The 12,725-nt window shown below is 77.5% G+C and carries 21 protein-coding genes; 9 read left to right on the top strand and 12 right to left on the bottom strand.

All coding sequences use genetic code 11. From position 1 onward, the window contains the following. Positions 1 to 9: 9 nt before the first annotated feature. Positions 10 to 852: an SWIM zinc finger family protein gene (locus ACQEVU_RS38810; protein WP_433332691.1), complete on the bottom strand. Its 843-nt coding sequence runs from the start codon at positions 850 to 852 to the stop codon at positions 10 to 12. Then, a complete protein-coding gene (locus ACQEVU_RS38805) occupies positions 849 to 1,136 on the bottom strand; it encodes a YciI family protein (RefSeq protein ID WP_433332689.1) in 288 nt (95 codons plus the stop codon). The genes ACQEVU_RS38810 and ACQEVU_RS38805 overlap by 4 nt, the downstream gene beginning before the upstream one ends. A gap of 192 nt (positions 1,137 to 1,328) precedes the next feature. Here ACQEVU_RS38805 and ACQEVU_RS38800 point away from each other — a divergent pair, with 192 nt between their 5' ends. Next, on the top strand, positions 1,329 to 1,589 hold the full coding sequence (locus ACQEVU_RS38800) for a YciI family protein (protein ID WP_433332687.1): 261 nt from the start codon (positions 1,329 to 1,331) through the stop codon (positions 1,587 to 1,589). Here the strand turns inward: ACQEVU_RS38800 and ACQEVU_RS38795 are convergent. From ACQEVU_RS38795 to ACQEVU_RS38760, 8 genes are read right to left on the bottom strand one after another with little or no spacing between them, the layout of a single operon-like run. Beyond that, positions 1,529 to 2,839, bottom strand: a complete 1,311-nt coding sequence (locus tag ACQEVU_RS38795; protein WP_433332685.1) for a glycosyltransferase 87 family protein — start codon at positions 2,837 to 2,839, stop codon at positions 1,529 to 1,531. The two genes, ACQEVU_RS38800 and ACQEVU_RS38795, sit on opposite strands and share 61 nt — an antisense overlap. Continuing rightward, a complete protein-coding gene (locus ACQEVU_RS38790) occupies positions 2,836 to 3,321 on the bottom strand; it encodes a hypothetical protein (RefSeq protein ID WP_433332683.1) in 486 nt (161 codons plus the stop codon). The genes ACQEVU_RS38795 and ACQEVU_RS38790 overlap by 4 nt, the downstream gene beginning before the upstream one ends. Further along, positions 3,318 to 4,445: a molybdopterin-dependent oxidoreductase gene (locus ACQEVU_RS38785; protein ID WP_433332681.1), complete on the bottom strand. Its 1,128-nt coding sequence runs from the start codon at positions 4,443 to 4,445 to the stop codon at positions 3,318 to 3,320. Before ACQEVU_RS38785 ends, ACQEVU_RS38790 begins: the two co-directional genes overlap by 4 nt. After that, positions 4,421 to 4,561 (bottom strand): hypothetical protein, encoded by a 141-nt coding sequence (locus ACQEVU_RS38780; protein ID WP_433332679.1) that lies wholly within the window; start codon positions 4,559 to 4,561, stop codon positions 4,421 to 4,423. The genes ACQEVU_RS38785 and ACQEVU_RS38780 overlap by 25 nt, the downstream gene beginning before the upstream one ends. Then, positions 4,537 to 5,181, bottom strand: a complete 645-nt coding sequence (locus ACQEVU_RS38775) for a methyltransferase domain-containing protein (RefSeq protein WP_433332677.1) — start codon at positions 5,179 to 5,181, stop codon at positions 4,537 to 4,539. Before ACQEVU_RS38775 ends, ACQEVU_RS38780 begins: the two co-directional genes overlap by 25 nt. Beyond that, positions 5,178 to 5,513 carry a hypothetical protein gene (locus ACQEVU_RS38770; protein WP_433332675.1) on the bottom strand — a complete coding sequence of 112 codons (336 nt, stop codon included), beginning with the start codon at positions 5,511 to 5,513 and terminating at the stop codon, positions 5,178 to 5,180. Before ACQEVU_RS38770 ends, ACQEVU_RS38775 begins: the two co-directional genes overlap by 4 nt. After that, positions 5,510 to 6,148, bottom strand: a complete 639-nt coding sequence (locus tag ACQEVU_RS38765; RefSeq protein ID WP_433332673.1) for a TIGR04282 family arsenosugar biosynthesis glycosyltransferase — start codon at positions 6,146 to 6,148, stop codon at positions 5,510 to 5,512. Before ACQEVU_RS38765 ends, ACQEVU_RS38770 begins: the two co-directional genes overlap by 4 nt. After that, positions 6,145 to 6,798 carry a glycosyltransferase family 2 protein gene (locus tag ACQEVU_RS38760; protein ID WP_433332671.1) on the bottom strand — a complete coding sequence of 218 codons (654 nt, stop codon included), beginning with the start codon at positions 6,796 to 6,798 and terminating at the stop codon, positions 6,145 to 6,147. Before ACQEVU_RS38760 ends, ACQEVU_RS38765 begins: the two co-directional genes overlap by 4 nt. A gap of 114 nt (positions 6,799 to 6,912) precedes the next feature. On the opposite strand from ACQEVU_RS38760, the gene ACQEVU_RS38755 reads away from it, so the two are divergent. Together ACQEVU_RS38755 and ACQEVU_RS38750 are read left to right on the top strand one after the other, a co-directional pair. Next, positions 6,913 to 7,947: an NAD-dependent epimerase/dehydratase family protein gene (locus ACQEVU_RS38755; protein WP_433332669.1), complete on the top strand. Its 1,035-nt coding sequence runs from the start codon at positions 6,913 to 6,915 to the stop codon at positions 7,945 to 7,947. A 216-nt stretch (positions 7,948 to 8,163) separates the two neighbouring features. After that, positions 8,164 to 9,009 carry an NAD-dependent epimerase/dehydratase family protein gene (locus ACQEVU_RS38750; RefSeq protein WP_433332667.1) on the top strand — a complete coding sequence of 282 codons (846 nt, stop codon included), beginning with the start codon at positions 8,164 to 8,166 and terminating at the stop codon, positions 9,007 to 9,009. A 67-nt stretch (positions 9,010 to 9,076) separates the two neighbouring features. Here ACQEVU_RS38750 and ACQEVU_RS38745 read toward each other — a convergent pair whose 3' ends face one another. Further along, entirely contained in the window at positions 9,077 to 9,472 is a 396-nt protein-coding gene (locus ACQEVU_RS38745) for a DUF2267 domain-containing protein (protein WP_433332665.1), read from the bottom strand. Here ACQEVU_RS38745 and ACQEVU_RS38740 point away from each other — a divergent pair. The 6 genes from ACQEVU_RS38740 to ACQEVU_RS38715 all read left to right on the top strand — a co-directional run bounded on the left by ACQEVU_RS38740 (position 9,471) and on the right by ACQEVU_RS38715 (position 12,325). Continuing rightward, positions 9,471 to 9,605: a hypothetical protein gene (locus ACQEVU_RS38740; protein WP_433332663.1), complete on the top strand. Its 135-nt coding sequence runs from the start codon at positions 9,471 to 9,473 to the stop codon at positions 9,603 to 9,605. The two genes, ACQEVU_RS38745 and ACQEVU_RS38740, sit on opposite strands and share 2 nt — an antisense overlap. 31 nt (positions 9,606 to 9,636) lie before the next feature. Next, entirely contained in the window at positions 9,637 to 10,206 is a 570-nt protein-coding gene (locus ACQEVU_RS38735) for an Hsp20/alpha crystallin family protein (protein WP_433332661.1), read from the top strand. A gap of 30 nt (positions 10,207 to 10,236) precedes the next feature. Beyond that, positions 10,237 to 11,100: a DnaJ C-terminal domain-containing protein gene (locus ACQEVU_RS38730; RefSeq protein ID WP_433332659.1), complete on the top strand. Its 864-nt coding sequence runs from the start codon at positions 10,237 to 10,239 to the stop codon at positions 11,098 to 11,100. 28 nt (positions 11,101 to 11,128) lie between these two features. Next, positions 11,129 to 11,704 carry an HdeD family acid-resistance protein gene (locus ACQEVU_RS38725; protein WP_433332657.1) on the top strand — a complete coding sequence of 192 codons (576 nt, stop codon included), beginning with the start codon at positions 11,129 to 11,131 and terminating at the stop codon, positions 11,702 to 11,704. Positions 11,705 to 11,870: 166 nt separating this feature from the next. Next, positions 11,871 to 12,023 (top strand): hypothetical protein, encoded by a 153-nt coding sequence (locus ACQEVU_RS38720; RefSeq protein WP_433332655.1) that lies wholly within the window; start codon positions 11,871 to 11,873, stop codon positions 12,021 to 12,023. Beyond that, positions 12,023 to 12,325, top strand: a complete 303-nt coding sequence (locus ACQEVU_RS38715; RefSeq protein WP_433332653.1) for a hypothetical protein — start codon at positions 12,023 to 12,025, stop codon at positions 12,323 to 12,325. Before ACQEVU_RS38720 ends, ACQEVU_RS38715 begins: the two co-directional genes overlap by 1 nt. Here ACQEVU_RS38715 and ACQEVU_RS38710 read toward each other — a convergent pair. Further along, the gene (locus ACQEVU_RS38710; RefSeq protein WP_433332651.1) at positions 12,315 to 12,722 is read right to left on the bottom strand and encodes an AtzH-like domain-containing protein; all 408 of its coding nucleotides are present in this window, start codon (positions 12,720 to 12,722) and stop codon (positions 12,315 to 12,317) included. The genes ACQEVU_RS38715 and ACQEVU_RS38710 overlap by 11 nt on opposite strands. Positions 12,723 to 12,725: the final 3 nt, after the last annotated feature.

Raw genomic sequence — 12,725 nt, 5'->3', positions numbered from 1 at the left:
TGAAGCCGCCTACCGGTACCAGCGGCGCAGGGTGCGCAGCGTGTCGGCGCCGCCGAGGTCGGGCGGCGGGGCCGGCAGCTGGCGCAGCAGCAGGTCCCGTTCGGCCACGAACGACGGCTCGGGGTCGGTGAGCGGCACCGGCGGCAGCCAGAAGCGGGCGACCTCCACGTCCGGCTCGGCGAGGCCGGCGAGGGCCGCGGCGGTGCCGATGGTGGGCACCGGCAGATGCCCGGCCTCCGCCTCACCGTCGGCCGGCGCGGAGCCGGACCGCAGGGCGCGCAGCGCGGCGAGCAGGTCGTCGCGGGTGCGGCCGCGCCACAGCAGGATCTGGAACGGGTCGGCGTCGAAGCGCTCGGCCAGCAGGTAGCACGTGGCCGCCAGGTGCTTGCACGGCACGGCCTGGTCGGGGCACGTGCAGCGCATCGCGAGGTCGGCGAAGCGGGCCGGGAACAGCGGGGCGCCGGCCGCCGCGAACACGTCCTCGACGTGCGGCGGCAGCTCGCCGGCCAGCAGCTTCGCGGCGCCGAGGGCCTCGGCGGCGAGGGCGTGCTCGACGGCGTCCCACACGGCGTCGCCGAAGACGGCCAGGCCGATGGAGACCTTGTACGGCTCGCGGCGGGAGCCCTGGACGGTGGCCTTGACCAGGCCGGACGTGACGTCGAGCGCGAGCACCTGGCCGGCGCGGGCGTAGTTGCGGCCGCGGGTCAGGCGGGTGCCGAGCGCGAACGACTCGAGGACGGCGAGGAAGCGCTTGGACCACCAGCTCTCGCCGATCGCGCCGCGCGTGCTGCGGGCGCGGATGCCGCCCTCGACGCGGACGGTCCGCGAGCCCCAGTACTCCGGCGTCGTCACGCCTGCAGGCGTTCCAGGCCGGGGGCGACCCGCCGGGGAGCGAACTCCACGATGGTGTACTGCGCCAGGCCCTGCTGCAGGAACGGGTCCAGCGCCAGGCGCGCCTCCAGCTCGGCCCGCTCGAGGCCGGCGGCCAGGATCACGCCGCCCGTGCGGGGGACCATGGCGCCGGAGGCGACGAAGACGCCGTCGTCGTACTGCCCGTCGACCCACGCCTTGTGCGCCTCCATGGCCGCGTCGATCCGGTCGATCTCGGCGCGGTACGCCAGGGTCAGCACGAACATGCCCGGCAGTCTACGTCAACCCCGGAACGCGGCGATGACCTGCGACATCGGCTCCAGGCAATCGGGGTGCGGCAGGCGCCGCCGCCCACGTGGACTTCCCGGCCGCTCCCGGCCCGACCAGCACCACGACGCACGGCTCCGGCAACGTCAGCACGGCCCATTGTCCCGGGCCGGCCTCGATACGATCCCCGTATGTGGATCGTGGAGCTCTCCTACGGCGCCGACCCCGGCCGGCTCGACGCCCGTCCCGCGCACCGGCAGCTGCTCACCGGCCTGCACCAGCGCGGCGTGGTGCGCATGGCCGGCCCGTTCGCCGACGACAGCGGGGGCCTCATCGTCGTCGACCTGCCGGACCAGAAGGCGGTCGAGGAGTTCATCGCCGCCGATCCGTACTACGCCCTCCCCGGCGTCACCGTCGAGCGCATCCGCGAGTGGGCGACGTTCCTGGACTGACGGCGGCGCAGCGCCAGCCCGGTGAGCACGACGGCCAGGGCGGCACCGTAGCCGAGCCGCTGGGCGGTCGCCGTGGCCAGGCCGATGTCCGGGGCGAACTGCGCGAGGTACGCGGCGAACGCCACGGCCAGCCACTCCCACGGCGCGCCGTAGGCGACGAGCATGACGAGCAGCAGCGCGTACCACGGGTAGGCGGGCGCGGCGACCAGCAGCGTGACGGCGACCATCGCGGCGGCGGCGCGCCACGGCCGGCCCGGGTCGGCCCGGCGCCACGCGAGGACCGCGGCCGCGGCCAGGATCGCGACGGCGGCGGGAGCGGTCAGCGCGGCCGGGAGGACCGCGCTCAGCAGGGCGAAGCGGGAGCCGTCGGCGTAGCCCTCCTCGTGGAGGTACCCGGGCAGGTAGCCGAGCACCGCCGGCCCGACGGCGAGGACGTGCGGCAGGTACACGGCGGCGATCGCCCCGGCCGCCGCCAGGCCGACGGCCAGGGGACGGCGGCGCACGAGGGCCGGGGCGAGCAGCGCGGGGGTGAGCTTCGTGGCGATCGCCAGCCCCCAGGCGATCCCGCCGGGCACGGCGCGGCCGCGGGCCAGCAGCCACACCGCGAGGGCGGCGAGGCCGACCGCGACGACGTCGACGTGGGCGTTGTTCCCGGCCTCCAGCGCGACCATCGGGCACCACGCCCACAGCACCGCCCGGCGCGGGTCGCGGCCGAGCGCCGCCAGCGCCCGCCACAGCAGCGCGCCGACGGCGGCCGCGAACGCGGCCATCACCAGCTGCAGCGGCCGCTCCCGGGCCCCGCGCGGCGCGACCGCGGCGACGGCGGCGAAGAGCCCCTCGGCGGCGGGCGGGTAGATCGTCGGCACGGCCGGGCGGTTGATGAGCGTGCAGCCGCCGGGGACGCACCAGTGCGCGTCCGGGCGCCACAGCGTGCCGTCGCGCAGCGGGGCGAGCTGCGGGGCGGCGGGCGGATACCGGTAGGGGTCGATGCCGGAGAGCTGGACGCGGCCGTCCCAGATGTAGCGGTACACGTCGTCGCTGCTGTCCGGCGGGCGCGCGGCGGCGGTCAGGGGCAGCAGCGCCCCGCCCAGCAGGACCACGACGAGCGCGGCCCGCCGGTCCAGCCGCGCCACCAGCCACGCGCCGGCGGCGAACGGGGCGAGGGACAGCAGGTACCAGCGGCCGGGCAGCAGGAGCGCGGCGGCGATCGCGGCCAGGCAGACCGCGGCCCCGGCGCGGCGGGCGGTCATGAGCGCCGTCCCGGTCGCCGGTCCCGCCACCACCGTGCGGCCGCGACCCGTGCGGCTGCGACCCGTGCGGCCGCGACCCGCCCGGCCCCGATCCGTGCGGCCGCGATCCGTGCGGCGGCCACCGCGGCGAGCACGGCCAGGACGATGAGCAGGTTGCGGCCGTAGTGCTGCGGGAACGCCGAAGGGTTGTCGGCGATGCGCCCGGCGCCGACGACGAACGGCAGCGCGACCGCGCCGGCCGCGGCGCCGGCGACGAGGGCGGCGCGGGCCGGGCCGCGGGCCGGCCCGGGAACGAACCGGGCCAGCAGGGCGCCGGCGGCGAGCACCAGCGGTACCGCCACGAAATCGTGTGCGGCGAGCGCGGCCGCGGCGAAGACGAGGCGCCCGCGCAGCTCGGCGGCGGGCGCGTCCAGCCAGCCGGAGACGCCGTAGGCCAGCAGCGCGAGGCCGGCCGCGATCAGCAGCGCACGGATCAGCCTCATCGCGGCGCCACCGTGATCGCGGCGACCCACTTGGTCTGCAGGACGCCGGGGCGGTTCGGGGCGATGAGCCGGCACGGGTACCCGTGGTCGAGGTGCAGGGGCTCGTGGCCGAGCCGCAGCGCGATGAGCGTCAACGGGTCGCGGGCCGGCCCCGGGTCGAGGACGGACTCGCGGTACGGCCCGTCGGGCTGCAGCGACTCGACCCGCACCGGCCGGTCGGTGTGCTCGGCCCCGACGAGCCGCAGCAGGTCGGCGAGGCGCACCCCGGACCAGGTGCCGGTGGCGCTCCACCCTTCGACGCACGCGATCGGCAGCTCGACGCTTGCCTGCGGCAGGCGCTCGAGGTCGGCGAGGCTCAGCGCGTGCCGGCCGCCCGGCCCGGTGACGAGCAGCCGGTACGACGCGTCCGCGCGCGCCACCCGGGCCGCGGCCGCCGTCTTGTTCACCGGCAGCCCCTGCGGCCCGACGCCCGGCAGCCGCGGCGCGAGCAGCGACACCCGCCGCAGGGGCGCCACGGTCTGCCCGACGGTCGCGGCGGTGACCGTCGCCGCGGCCGCACCGGCCAGCGCGAGGACCCGCCGCCGCGCGGGATCGGGCGGGGCCGCGGGCCGCAGCGCCGGCAGCTTCGCGGCGAGGTGCAGCAGCACGGCACCCGCCAGGAGGTAGGCGGTCCAGTAATGGGCGCCGAGGAAGCCGAACGGCATGGCGGAGTACCAGTACGCGATGTTGAGCACGCCGGTGACCACCTCGAAGACGGCCGCGGCGGACAGCAGGCCGACCGCCGCCCGGTCGAGCGCGGACCCGATGCCGCGGACCGGCGGCCAGGCGAACAGCCGGGGATAGACCGACCAGATCTTTGCGGTCAGCAACGGTACGGCGGCCAGCCCGCTCGCCACGTGCAGCCCCTGGGTGACGCGGTAGAGCTGCACGGGCCGCGACGGCCAGTGGAACCACCCGGGCGGATGCTGGACGAGGTGGCTGAGCACCCCGGTGAGGAAGCAGACGCCGAACGCGATCCCGAGCCACATCCCGAGCCGCGCCGTGAGCCACGGCGAGCGCAGCGGGCTGGTGAACCGCCGCGGCAGGGAACGGGCCAGGGTCAGGGGGTCAGGCGGGCGAACCATCGGCCGGCCTCCGTCCACTCGTCGAGCCGCGCCGTGAGCCACGGCGAGCGCAGCGGGCTGGTGAACCGCCGCGGCAGGGAACGGGCCAGGGTCAGGGGGTCAGGCGGGCGAACCATCGGCCGGCCTCCGTCCAGGTCTCGTCGAGCCGCAGCGCGGCGCGGCGGGCGATCGCGGCGATGTCGTCGGCGGCGACGAACGCCCATGGGAACGGCGCGCTGGTGCGGCCGGGGCCGGCGAGCGCGACCGGGCCGTGCCAGCTCTCGGCGCCGGGCGGGTCGACCTCGGCGAGCACGGCGCCGTTGGGGCCGACGAGGCGGCGGCAGCGGCGCAGCAGCCGGGCCGGGTCGCCGCCGATGCCGATGTTGCCGTCAGCCAGCAGCGCGCCGCGCCAGCCGCCCTCGCCGGGCAGTGGGCGGAACAGGTCCTGCCGCAGCACGGGCGCGCCGCGGCGGCGGGCGTAGCGGACCGCCTGCGGGCTGACGTCCACGCCCAGGACGCGCCGGCCGCTCGCGTGCAGCGCCGCGGCGAGCCGGCCGGGGCCGCAGCCGAGGTCGACGGTGCCGTCGGGGCAGCGCGCCAGCAGCGAACCGTCGCCGGGCCGGTGCCGCGTGTGCCAGGCGTCGGCGTCGAGGATGCGCACCGCGGCGCCGTCCGGGCCGACCAGCCGCAGGGCGGCGGGCTCGCCGCGCTCGGCCCGGCGCAGCGCCTCGCCGAACACCGCGACCGGGGCGGTCATCGGTCGGTCCGCGCGGCGACCAGGGGCCGGGCGGCGCGCGCGGCGCCGTCCGGGCCGAGCAGCCGCGGGGCGGCGGGCTCGCCGCGCTCGGTCCGGCGCAGCGCCTCGCGGAGCACCGCGACCGGGGCGGTCATCGGGCGGTCGGGGCGGCGGTCGGGGCCCGGGTGAAGCGCGGGCTCGCCGCGCTCGGTCCGGCGCAGCGCCTCGCGGAGCACCGCGACCGGGGCGGTCATCGGGCGGTCGGGGCGGCGGCCGGGGCCCGGGTGAAGCGCGGGCTCGCCGCGCTCGGTCCGCCGCAGCGCCTCGCGGAGCACCGCGACCGGGGCGGTCATCGGGCGGTCCGGGCGGCGGCCAGGGCCCGGGCGAAGCGGGTGCCGGGGCGGGCCGCCGCGGCCGCGTACGCGTCCGGTGCCGTGTCCACGTCCCGCAGCGTGGCCGCGGTGGTCACCGTCAGGCCCCGCGCGGCGAGCGCCGCCCGCGTGCGGGCGAACGTGTCCGATGTGGACATCGGCACGGCCGGGAGGACGGCCGCCGCGGAGGGGTCGCGCAGGGCCAGGGCCCACCAGCCGCCGTCCTCGGCCGGGCCCAGGACCGCGTCGGCGGCGGCGAGGGCGGCCGCCGCGGCGACGAGGTCGGCGACGGCGAGGTGCGGGGTGTCCATGCCGACGAGGAGGGTGGCGACGCCGGGGCGGGCGGTGTCGGCGTACGCGGCGGCGAGGCGCTCGCCCAGGCCGGTGCCGCGCTGCTCGACGCGGCCCCAGCCGGGCGGGGCGGGCAGGGGGCCGTCGGCGACGACGGTGCGGGCGACGGCCGGCGTCGCGGCGAGCACCTCGACGGTGTCGGCGATCGCCGCCGCGGCCAGCGCGGCCGCCTGCTCGAGCGTCCACGGTGGACAGAGCCGGGTCTTGACGCGGCCGGGTACCGGGGCCTTGGCCAGCAGGAGCAGCTGGATGCGGGGCGCGGTCACGACGCCAGCACCCGGCTCATGTCGCGGACCGTGCGCAGCGTGCCGCGGACCGTGCCGGTGACCTTGGAGCGGCCGCCCGCCGCGCGCGGGGCGTAGTCGACGTCGACCTCGCCGACGCGCCAGCCCGCCGCCGCGGCGCGGACCATCATCTCCAGCGGGTAGCCGAAGCGGCGGTCCGCGAGGCCCAGGGCCAGCAGCGCCTCGCGGCGGGCGGCGCGCATCGGGCCCAGGTCGTGCACGAGCATGCCGGTGGTGCGGCGCAGGCGCCAGGACACCACCGCGTTGCCGGCGCGGGCGTGCAGGGGCCAGGCGCCGCGGGCCGTCGGGCGGCGGCGGCCGAGCACCAGGTCGTGGGAGCCCCGCGCGATCGGCGTCGCGACCCGCGGCAGCTGCCGCGGGTCGAACGAGCCGTCGGCGTCCATGAAGCACACGACGTCCGCGGTGGCGGCGGACAGGCCGGCGTGGGCGGCGGCGCCGAAGCCGCGCGGAGAGGCGTGGACGACCTCGGCGCCGAAGGCCGCGGCGATCGCGGGGGAGCCGTCGGTCGAGCCGTTGTCGGCGACGATCGCGCGGAACCCTTGCGGCATCCGGGACAGCACCCACGGCAGCGCGGCGGCCTCGTCGAGGCAGGGCAGGATCACATCGGGCACGGTGCGGACGCTACGGACGAAGCCGGGCCGAAGGTCTTACGAGACGCTTTCAGACCATTACGAACCGCGAACGCGGGCCGGTCCTGCGGCGTCGGCGGCCATAGCGTGACGGGCATGCGAATCCTGGTCACCGGCGCGGCCGGCTTCATCGGCGGGCCCGTCGCCGCCGCCCTGCGCGCGGCCGGGCACGACGTCGTCGGGCTCGACTCGCTGCACCCCAAGGCGCACCGCGGCACCGAGCTGCCCGACGGCGTGCGGCGCGGCGACGTGCGCGACGCCGCCGTCGTCGCGGCCGCGCTCGAGGGCGTGGACGTGGTGGTGCACCAGGCGGCCGTCGTCGGGATGGGCGTCGACCTCGGGGACCTGCCGGAGTACGTGGGCTGCAACGACCTCGGCACCGCCGTGCTGCTCGCCGGGATGGCGCGGGCGGGGACGCGGCGGCTGGTGCTCGCGAGCTCGATGGTGGTCTACGGCGAGGGCGCGTACACGTGCCCGGCGCACGGCCCGGTCGCGCCGGCCGAGCGCCGCCCCGACGACCTCGCCCGCGGGCGCTTCGAGGCGCGCTGCCCGCGCTGCGGCGAGGCGCTCGAGCCGGGCGAGGTCGACGAGGACGCGCCGGCGCGGCCGCGCAGCGTGTACGCGGCGACGAAGGCGGCGCAGGAGCACCTCGCGGCGGCGTGGGCCGGCGCGTGCGGCGGCTCGGCGGTGGCCTTGCGGTACCACAACGTGTACGGGCCGGGGATGCCGCGCGACACCCCGTACAGCGGCGTGGCCGCCATCTTCCGCTCGGCGCTGGAGGCCGGCCGGGCGCCGCGGGTCTTCGAGGACGGGGCCCAGCGCCGGGACTTCGTGCACGTCGCCGACGTGGCCGCGGCGAACGTCGCCGCCGTCCGGGCGACCGGGGAAGGGGCGGGCTTCCGGGTGTACAACATCTGCTCCGGAAAACCGACGACGGTCGGGGAGATGGCGGCGGCCCTGGCGGCGGCGATGGCCGGCCCCGAGCCCGTCGTCACCGGCCGGTTCCGCGCGGGCGACGTGCGGCACGTGGTCGCCTCCCCGGCCCGGGCGCGGCGCGAGCTCGGCTTCGCCGCGGCGATCGGCCCGGCCGAGGGCCTGCGCGGCTTCGCGACGGCGGTGCTGCGCGACTGACGCGCCCGCGTCGTGCGGCGCGCGGTCGCCTCCCCGGCCGGGCGCGGCTTCGCGACGGCGGTGCTGCGCCCGGCTGAGGCGCTCGCGTCGTGCGGCGCGCGGTCGCCTCCCCGGCCGGGCGCGGCTGCGCGACTGACGCGTCCGCGTTTTATTCCGGCGGCGGCCGAGGCGAACGACACGCCTCAATCGGCCCGCGCGCGAACTAGGTTCGCCCGCATGAGGATCGTGATGACCGGCGGGACCGGGTACCTGGGCTCCGTCGCACTGCGGCGCTTCGTCGCCGGCGGGCACGCCGTCACCGCGCTGGTGCGCGGCGCGGAGGCGGCCGAGCGCGTGCGCAAGGCCGGGGCCGAGGCGGCGACCGGTGACCTGTTCGACACGGCGTGGACGGCGCAGCGGTTCGCCGAGGCCGACGCGGTGGTCCACCTGGCCGCCACCGGCGACGCCGACAACCCGCGCTTCGACCGCGCCGTCGTCGACGCCGCCGTGCAGGCGCTGGCCGGGACCGGCAAGCCCTACGTGCACACCAGCGGCGTGTGGATCTGGGGCGACAACCCGGCCGTCGACGAGGACGCGCCGCTGCGGCCCCCGGCGCTGACCGCGTGGCGCCTCGACGTCGAGCGGGCGGTCCTCGAGGCCGACCTCGCCGCCACCGTCCTCGCCCCGGGCATCGTCTACGGCCACGGCGGCGGCATCCCGGCCGGCGTGCTCGCCCCGGCCCGCGACGACGCCGGCCGCGTCCGGCTCGTCGGCGACGGCGCGCAGCACTGGACCAGCGTGCACGTCGACGACGTGGCCGCGCTGTACGCGCTGGTGCTGGAGCGCGGCGAGGGGCTCGGGCGCCTGATCGCGGTTTCGGGGGACAACCCGACCGTGCGCGAGATCGCCGAGGCGGCCTCCGGCGGGGCGGGCGTCGCCCCCGAGACGGTGGAGGAGTCGCGGGCCCGCCTGGGCGCCGGGTTCGCCGACGCGCTGCTGCTCGACCAGCAGGCCACCGGCGCGCGCGCCCGCTCGCTCGGCTGGACGCCCTCCGGCCCTCCGCTGCTCGACGAGATCCGCTGAGTCGTCGGCGGGATACGCCAAGGCGGGGAGCGCGGCCGCGGCCGCGCTCCTTCTGGTTTGGGGTGGCTCAGACGGGCAGTAGCGAGGAGTCCGACTCGGTCAGCACGATCACGTCGCTGGTGAGCGGCTGGTACACGCGGCGCAGCAGGGCCGGGTCGCAGGCGCTCGCCACGACCGCGAAGACCGCCCGGGCCACGCGCTCCGCGTCCCCCGGCGCGACCGCCGCCCGGGCCGCCACGTCCGCCAGGAAGTCGAGGTGTACCTCCTGGTCGTACAGGTGCTGGAAGGACCACAGCGGCTCGGCGAGGGTCGGCGGCAGCTCCGCGGCCAGTTGGTGCACCCAGCCGTCGGGCAGCCGGTTCGCCAGTGCGTGCAGCACGCCCCGCAGGGCTCGACGGGCGCGCTCGGGGTCACTGATGCCGGTCTTGTCGCGTACCTCCGCGATAAAAACGTCTTCGTACATGCCGCGAACGCTGCCGGGCGAGCAGGTGAGCGGCCATCACTCGGCGGGGACGGGCCGGGCCCGGGCGCGGCGGCGGCTCACCCGCGCCGGGTGGGAGCACGTCACCCGGTCCTCGCCCAGCATTGCGCTGTAACCGGCAGTCCGCAGATTTGGGAGGCGTCACCATGACACTGCTGGTCACCCGTCCCCGCCGGTCGCTGGCCATGTACCCGGCGCTGGGCATGCCCGTGACGAGCGGCGCGCCCGTCGACATCGAGGAGACCGGCGACGCGTTCCTGATCGACCTGGACCTGCCCGGCGTCGCGCCCGGCGACGTGCAGATCGAGCTGCGCGACAACGAGATCCGCGTCTTCGGCACGTTCGGCGAGCGCCACCGCGAGGGCACCCTGCGCCACCAGGCGCGGCGGTCGGGCGAGTTCGAGTACGTCATCGCCCTGCCCGGCGACGTGGAGCCCGACGGCGTCGAGGCCGACCTCGACGGCGGCGTGCTCACGATCCTGGCGCCGAAGGCCCGCGGGCGCCAGGCGCGCCGGATCGAGGTGCAGCGCAAGGGCCAGCCGCCGGTCGTCGAGTCCACGATGGTGCCCCAGGAGCCCTCCACCGAGCAGCTACGCTCGCCCGACAATCCCGCGGCGGCGGCGAAACAGATGAAGGACGGCCAGTCCCGGCCCGGCTCGCCGGGGCCCTCGGGCACGGGCAGTACGGGCCAGGTCGGCCGCTCCTCGATGGGCTGAGCGGACACACCGACCCCGGGAGCGGCCGCCATGGCCGTCGACTTCCGCGACCCCTATGAGGTGCTCGGCGTGGCACGGGGCGCGGGGCGGGACGAGATCCAGCGCGCCTACCGGCGCCTGGCCCGCCGCCACCATCCGGACGTCAGCGCCGAACCCGGCGCGGAGGAGAGGTTCAAGGAGATCACGGCGGCGTACCGCGTGCTGGCCGACCCCAGGCGCCGGCGCGAGTACGACGCGACCCGGCGCCGCGACAACGACGCGTCCCGGCGACCCGGCGACGACGCGTCCCGGCGACGCGAGTACGACGGGACCTGGCGCCGCGACGTCGACCTGACCGGCGGGCTGTTCCGCGGCGTGCGCGGCGCGGATACGCGCGGCGACCTCACCATCGGCGTCGAGACCGTCTACACCGGCGGCCGGCACCGGGTGACGCTGCCCGGCCCGGCGGGGCGGCCGCGGCAGTACGACGTCGCCGTGCCGCCCGGCGTCGTGGACGGCGAGAAGCTGCGCCTGCCGGGCCAGGGCGCGCCCGGCGCCCAGGGCGGCCCGCCCGGCGACCTGTTCCTCGTCGTACGCCTGGCCCCGCACCCGAGGTTCAAGGTGTCCGGCCGCGACGTCATGGTCGAGGTGCCGGTCAGCCCGTGGGAGGCCGCCCTCGGCGCGGTCGTGCCGGTCGGCATGCCGGCCGGCGACCTGCGCCTGGACGTCCCGCCCGGCTCGTCCTCCGGCCGCCGCCTGCGCCTGCGCGGCGCCGGCCTGCCCAACGCGCGTGGCCCGGCGGGTGACCTGTTCGCCGAGGTCCGCATCGTGGTGCCGGAGCGGCTCACCCCCGGCGAGCACGCGCTGTACCGCTCGCTCGCCCGCGAGTCGCCCTTCGACGCCCGGCTCACCTAGTGCATATTTTCCGGAAGGCAGGGATCACATGCTCAAGAGGGAAGCGTGGCTACTGGGCATCCGCGGGGTGCTCGCCATCATCTTCGGGGTGCTCGCCATCATCTGGCCCGGCGTGACGGTGATCGCGCTGGCGCTGCTGTTCGGCATCTTCGCCATCGTCACCGGCGTCGAGCAGCTCGTGCACGCGATCCGCCCGGCCCCCGGCCCGTCGAACCCGGTCACGGGCTTCGCCGACGGCACCGGCCCAAGACTGGCCCGCGGCGTCGCCGGCGTGGTCGGCATCGTCCTCGGCGTCCTGTCCGTCGGCTGGCCCCACATCACCGCCATCGTGCTCGCCGTCCTGGTGGGCGCCTGGGCGGTCGTCACCGGCCTGGCCGACCTGTGGCTGGCCACCCGTCAGCACGGGGGCTGGTCGCTGGCGCTCATCGGCGCCCTGGCCATCGTGGCCGGCCTGTTCATCATGGTCCGCCCGGCGGCGGGCGCACTGGCCATCGCGTGGGCGATCGGCCTGTACACCATCATCAGCGGCATCCTGCTCCTGGTCGCCGCCTACCAGCTCACCCACCAGGGCTCGGGCCGCGGCCGGATGGCGGCGGCGCACTGAGCCGACGCGGCTCCTGCTCCTGGCACCCGCCAGGGCTGGGGCCGCGGCCGCATGGCGGCGGCGCACTTGCCAGGGCTCGGGCCGCGGCCGGATGGCGGCGGCGCACTGAGCCGACGCGGCTCCTGCTCCTGGCACCCGCCAGGGCTCGGGCCGCAGCCGCATGCGCATGGCGGCGGCGGCCGCGCTGCTGGAGTACGGCCGCACGACCGTGTGGGCCCGGGCCCTGCACCACGACGCCGCCCTGCACGCCCTGCAGCACTGGGAACCGGGCATCGCCCGCCGCCTCGCGGAGGTCCGCGCCCGGCTTGCTCGTTCCTGATGGTGCCCGTCCGGTATCGCGGCGGCGCGCTGGCCGGGCCGGCGCACGGGCCGCACGGGTCGCTGGCGGAGCTCTACGCGCTGCACCTCTTCGGCCTGCCCGGCGACGGCGTGGTGGATCGCCAGCGCGACCTCGCCGCGGCGCTGCCGGTGAGCGGGCGCAAGCCGATGACGTTCCTGGCGTGGCGCCGTACGAGTCCGCGGCCGACGCGTTCGCCCCGGACGCTCTCGCCCGCCTGCGCGATCAAGGCCGCCCGCGACCCGGGCAACGTGTTCCGCAGCAACTTCCCGGTCAACTGTTAGCCGCCGCCGGGCCGGCCGCGGGAAGTGGGTGGGAGACGTGGGCGTGGACGATGCGCCAGCCGTCCGGGAAGCGCACCCACGTCTGGGACTGCCGGCCCGGGCGGTCCGGGGCGTCCGGGTAGTCGAACATCGTCGTCACCGTGGCCGTGTCGGGCCCGAAGGTCGTGATCCGGGTGTCGAAGAGCCGGCGGCCCGGCGGCAGCGGGGGCTGGGCCGCGCGCCAGGCGTGCAGCTGCGCGGCGCCCGTCTGGTGGTCGGCGACGCCGAAGCGGGTCACCCGCTCCGAGGGCCAGAACCACGCGTCGAGCGCCCCGACGTCGCCGGCCACCAGGGCCTTCTCGTAGTCGGTGAACGCGGCCGCGATCTCGGCCACGACGTCGGGGCGGTCGATGTCCACTGT

Origin of the sequence: Dactylosporangium sp. CA-139066 (assembly GCF_050936175.1) — a bacterium.
Lineage (GTDB): Bacteria > Actinomycetota > Actinomycetes > Mycobacteriales > Micromonosporaceae > Dactylosporangium.
Note: the sequence above shows the minus strand (reverse complement) of the source record. Positions and strands in the feature narration are given on the sequence as shown.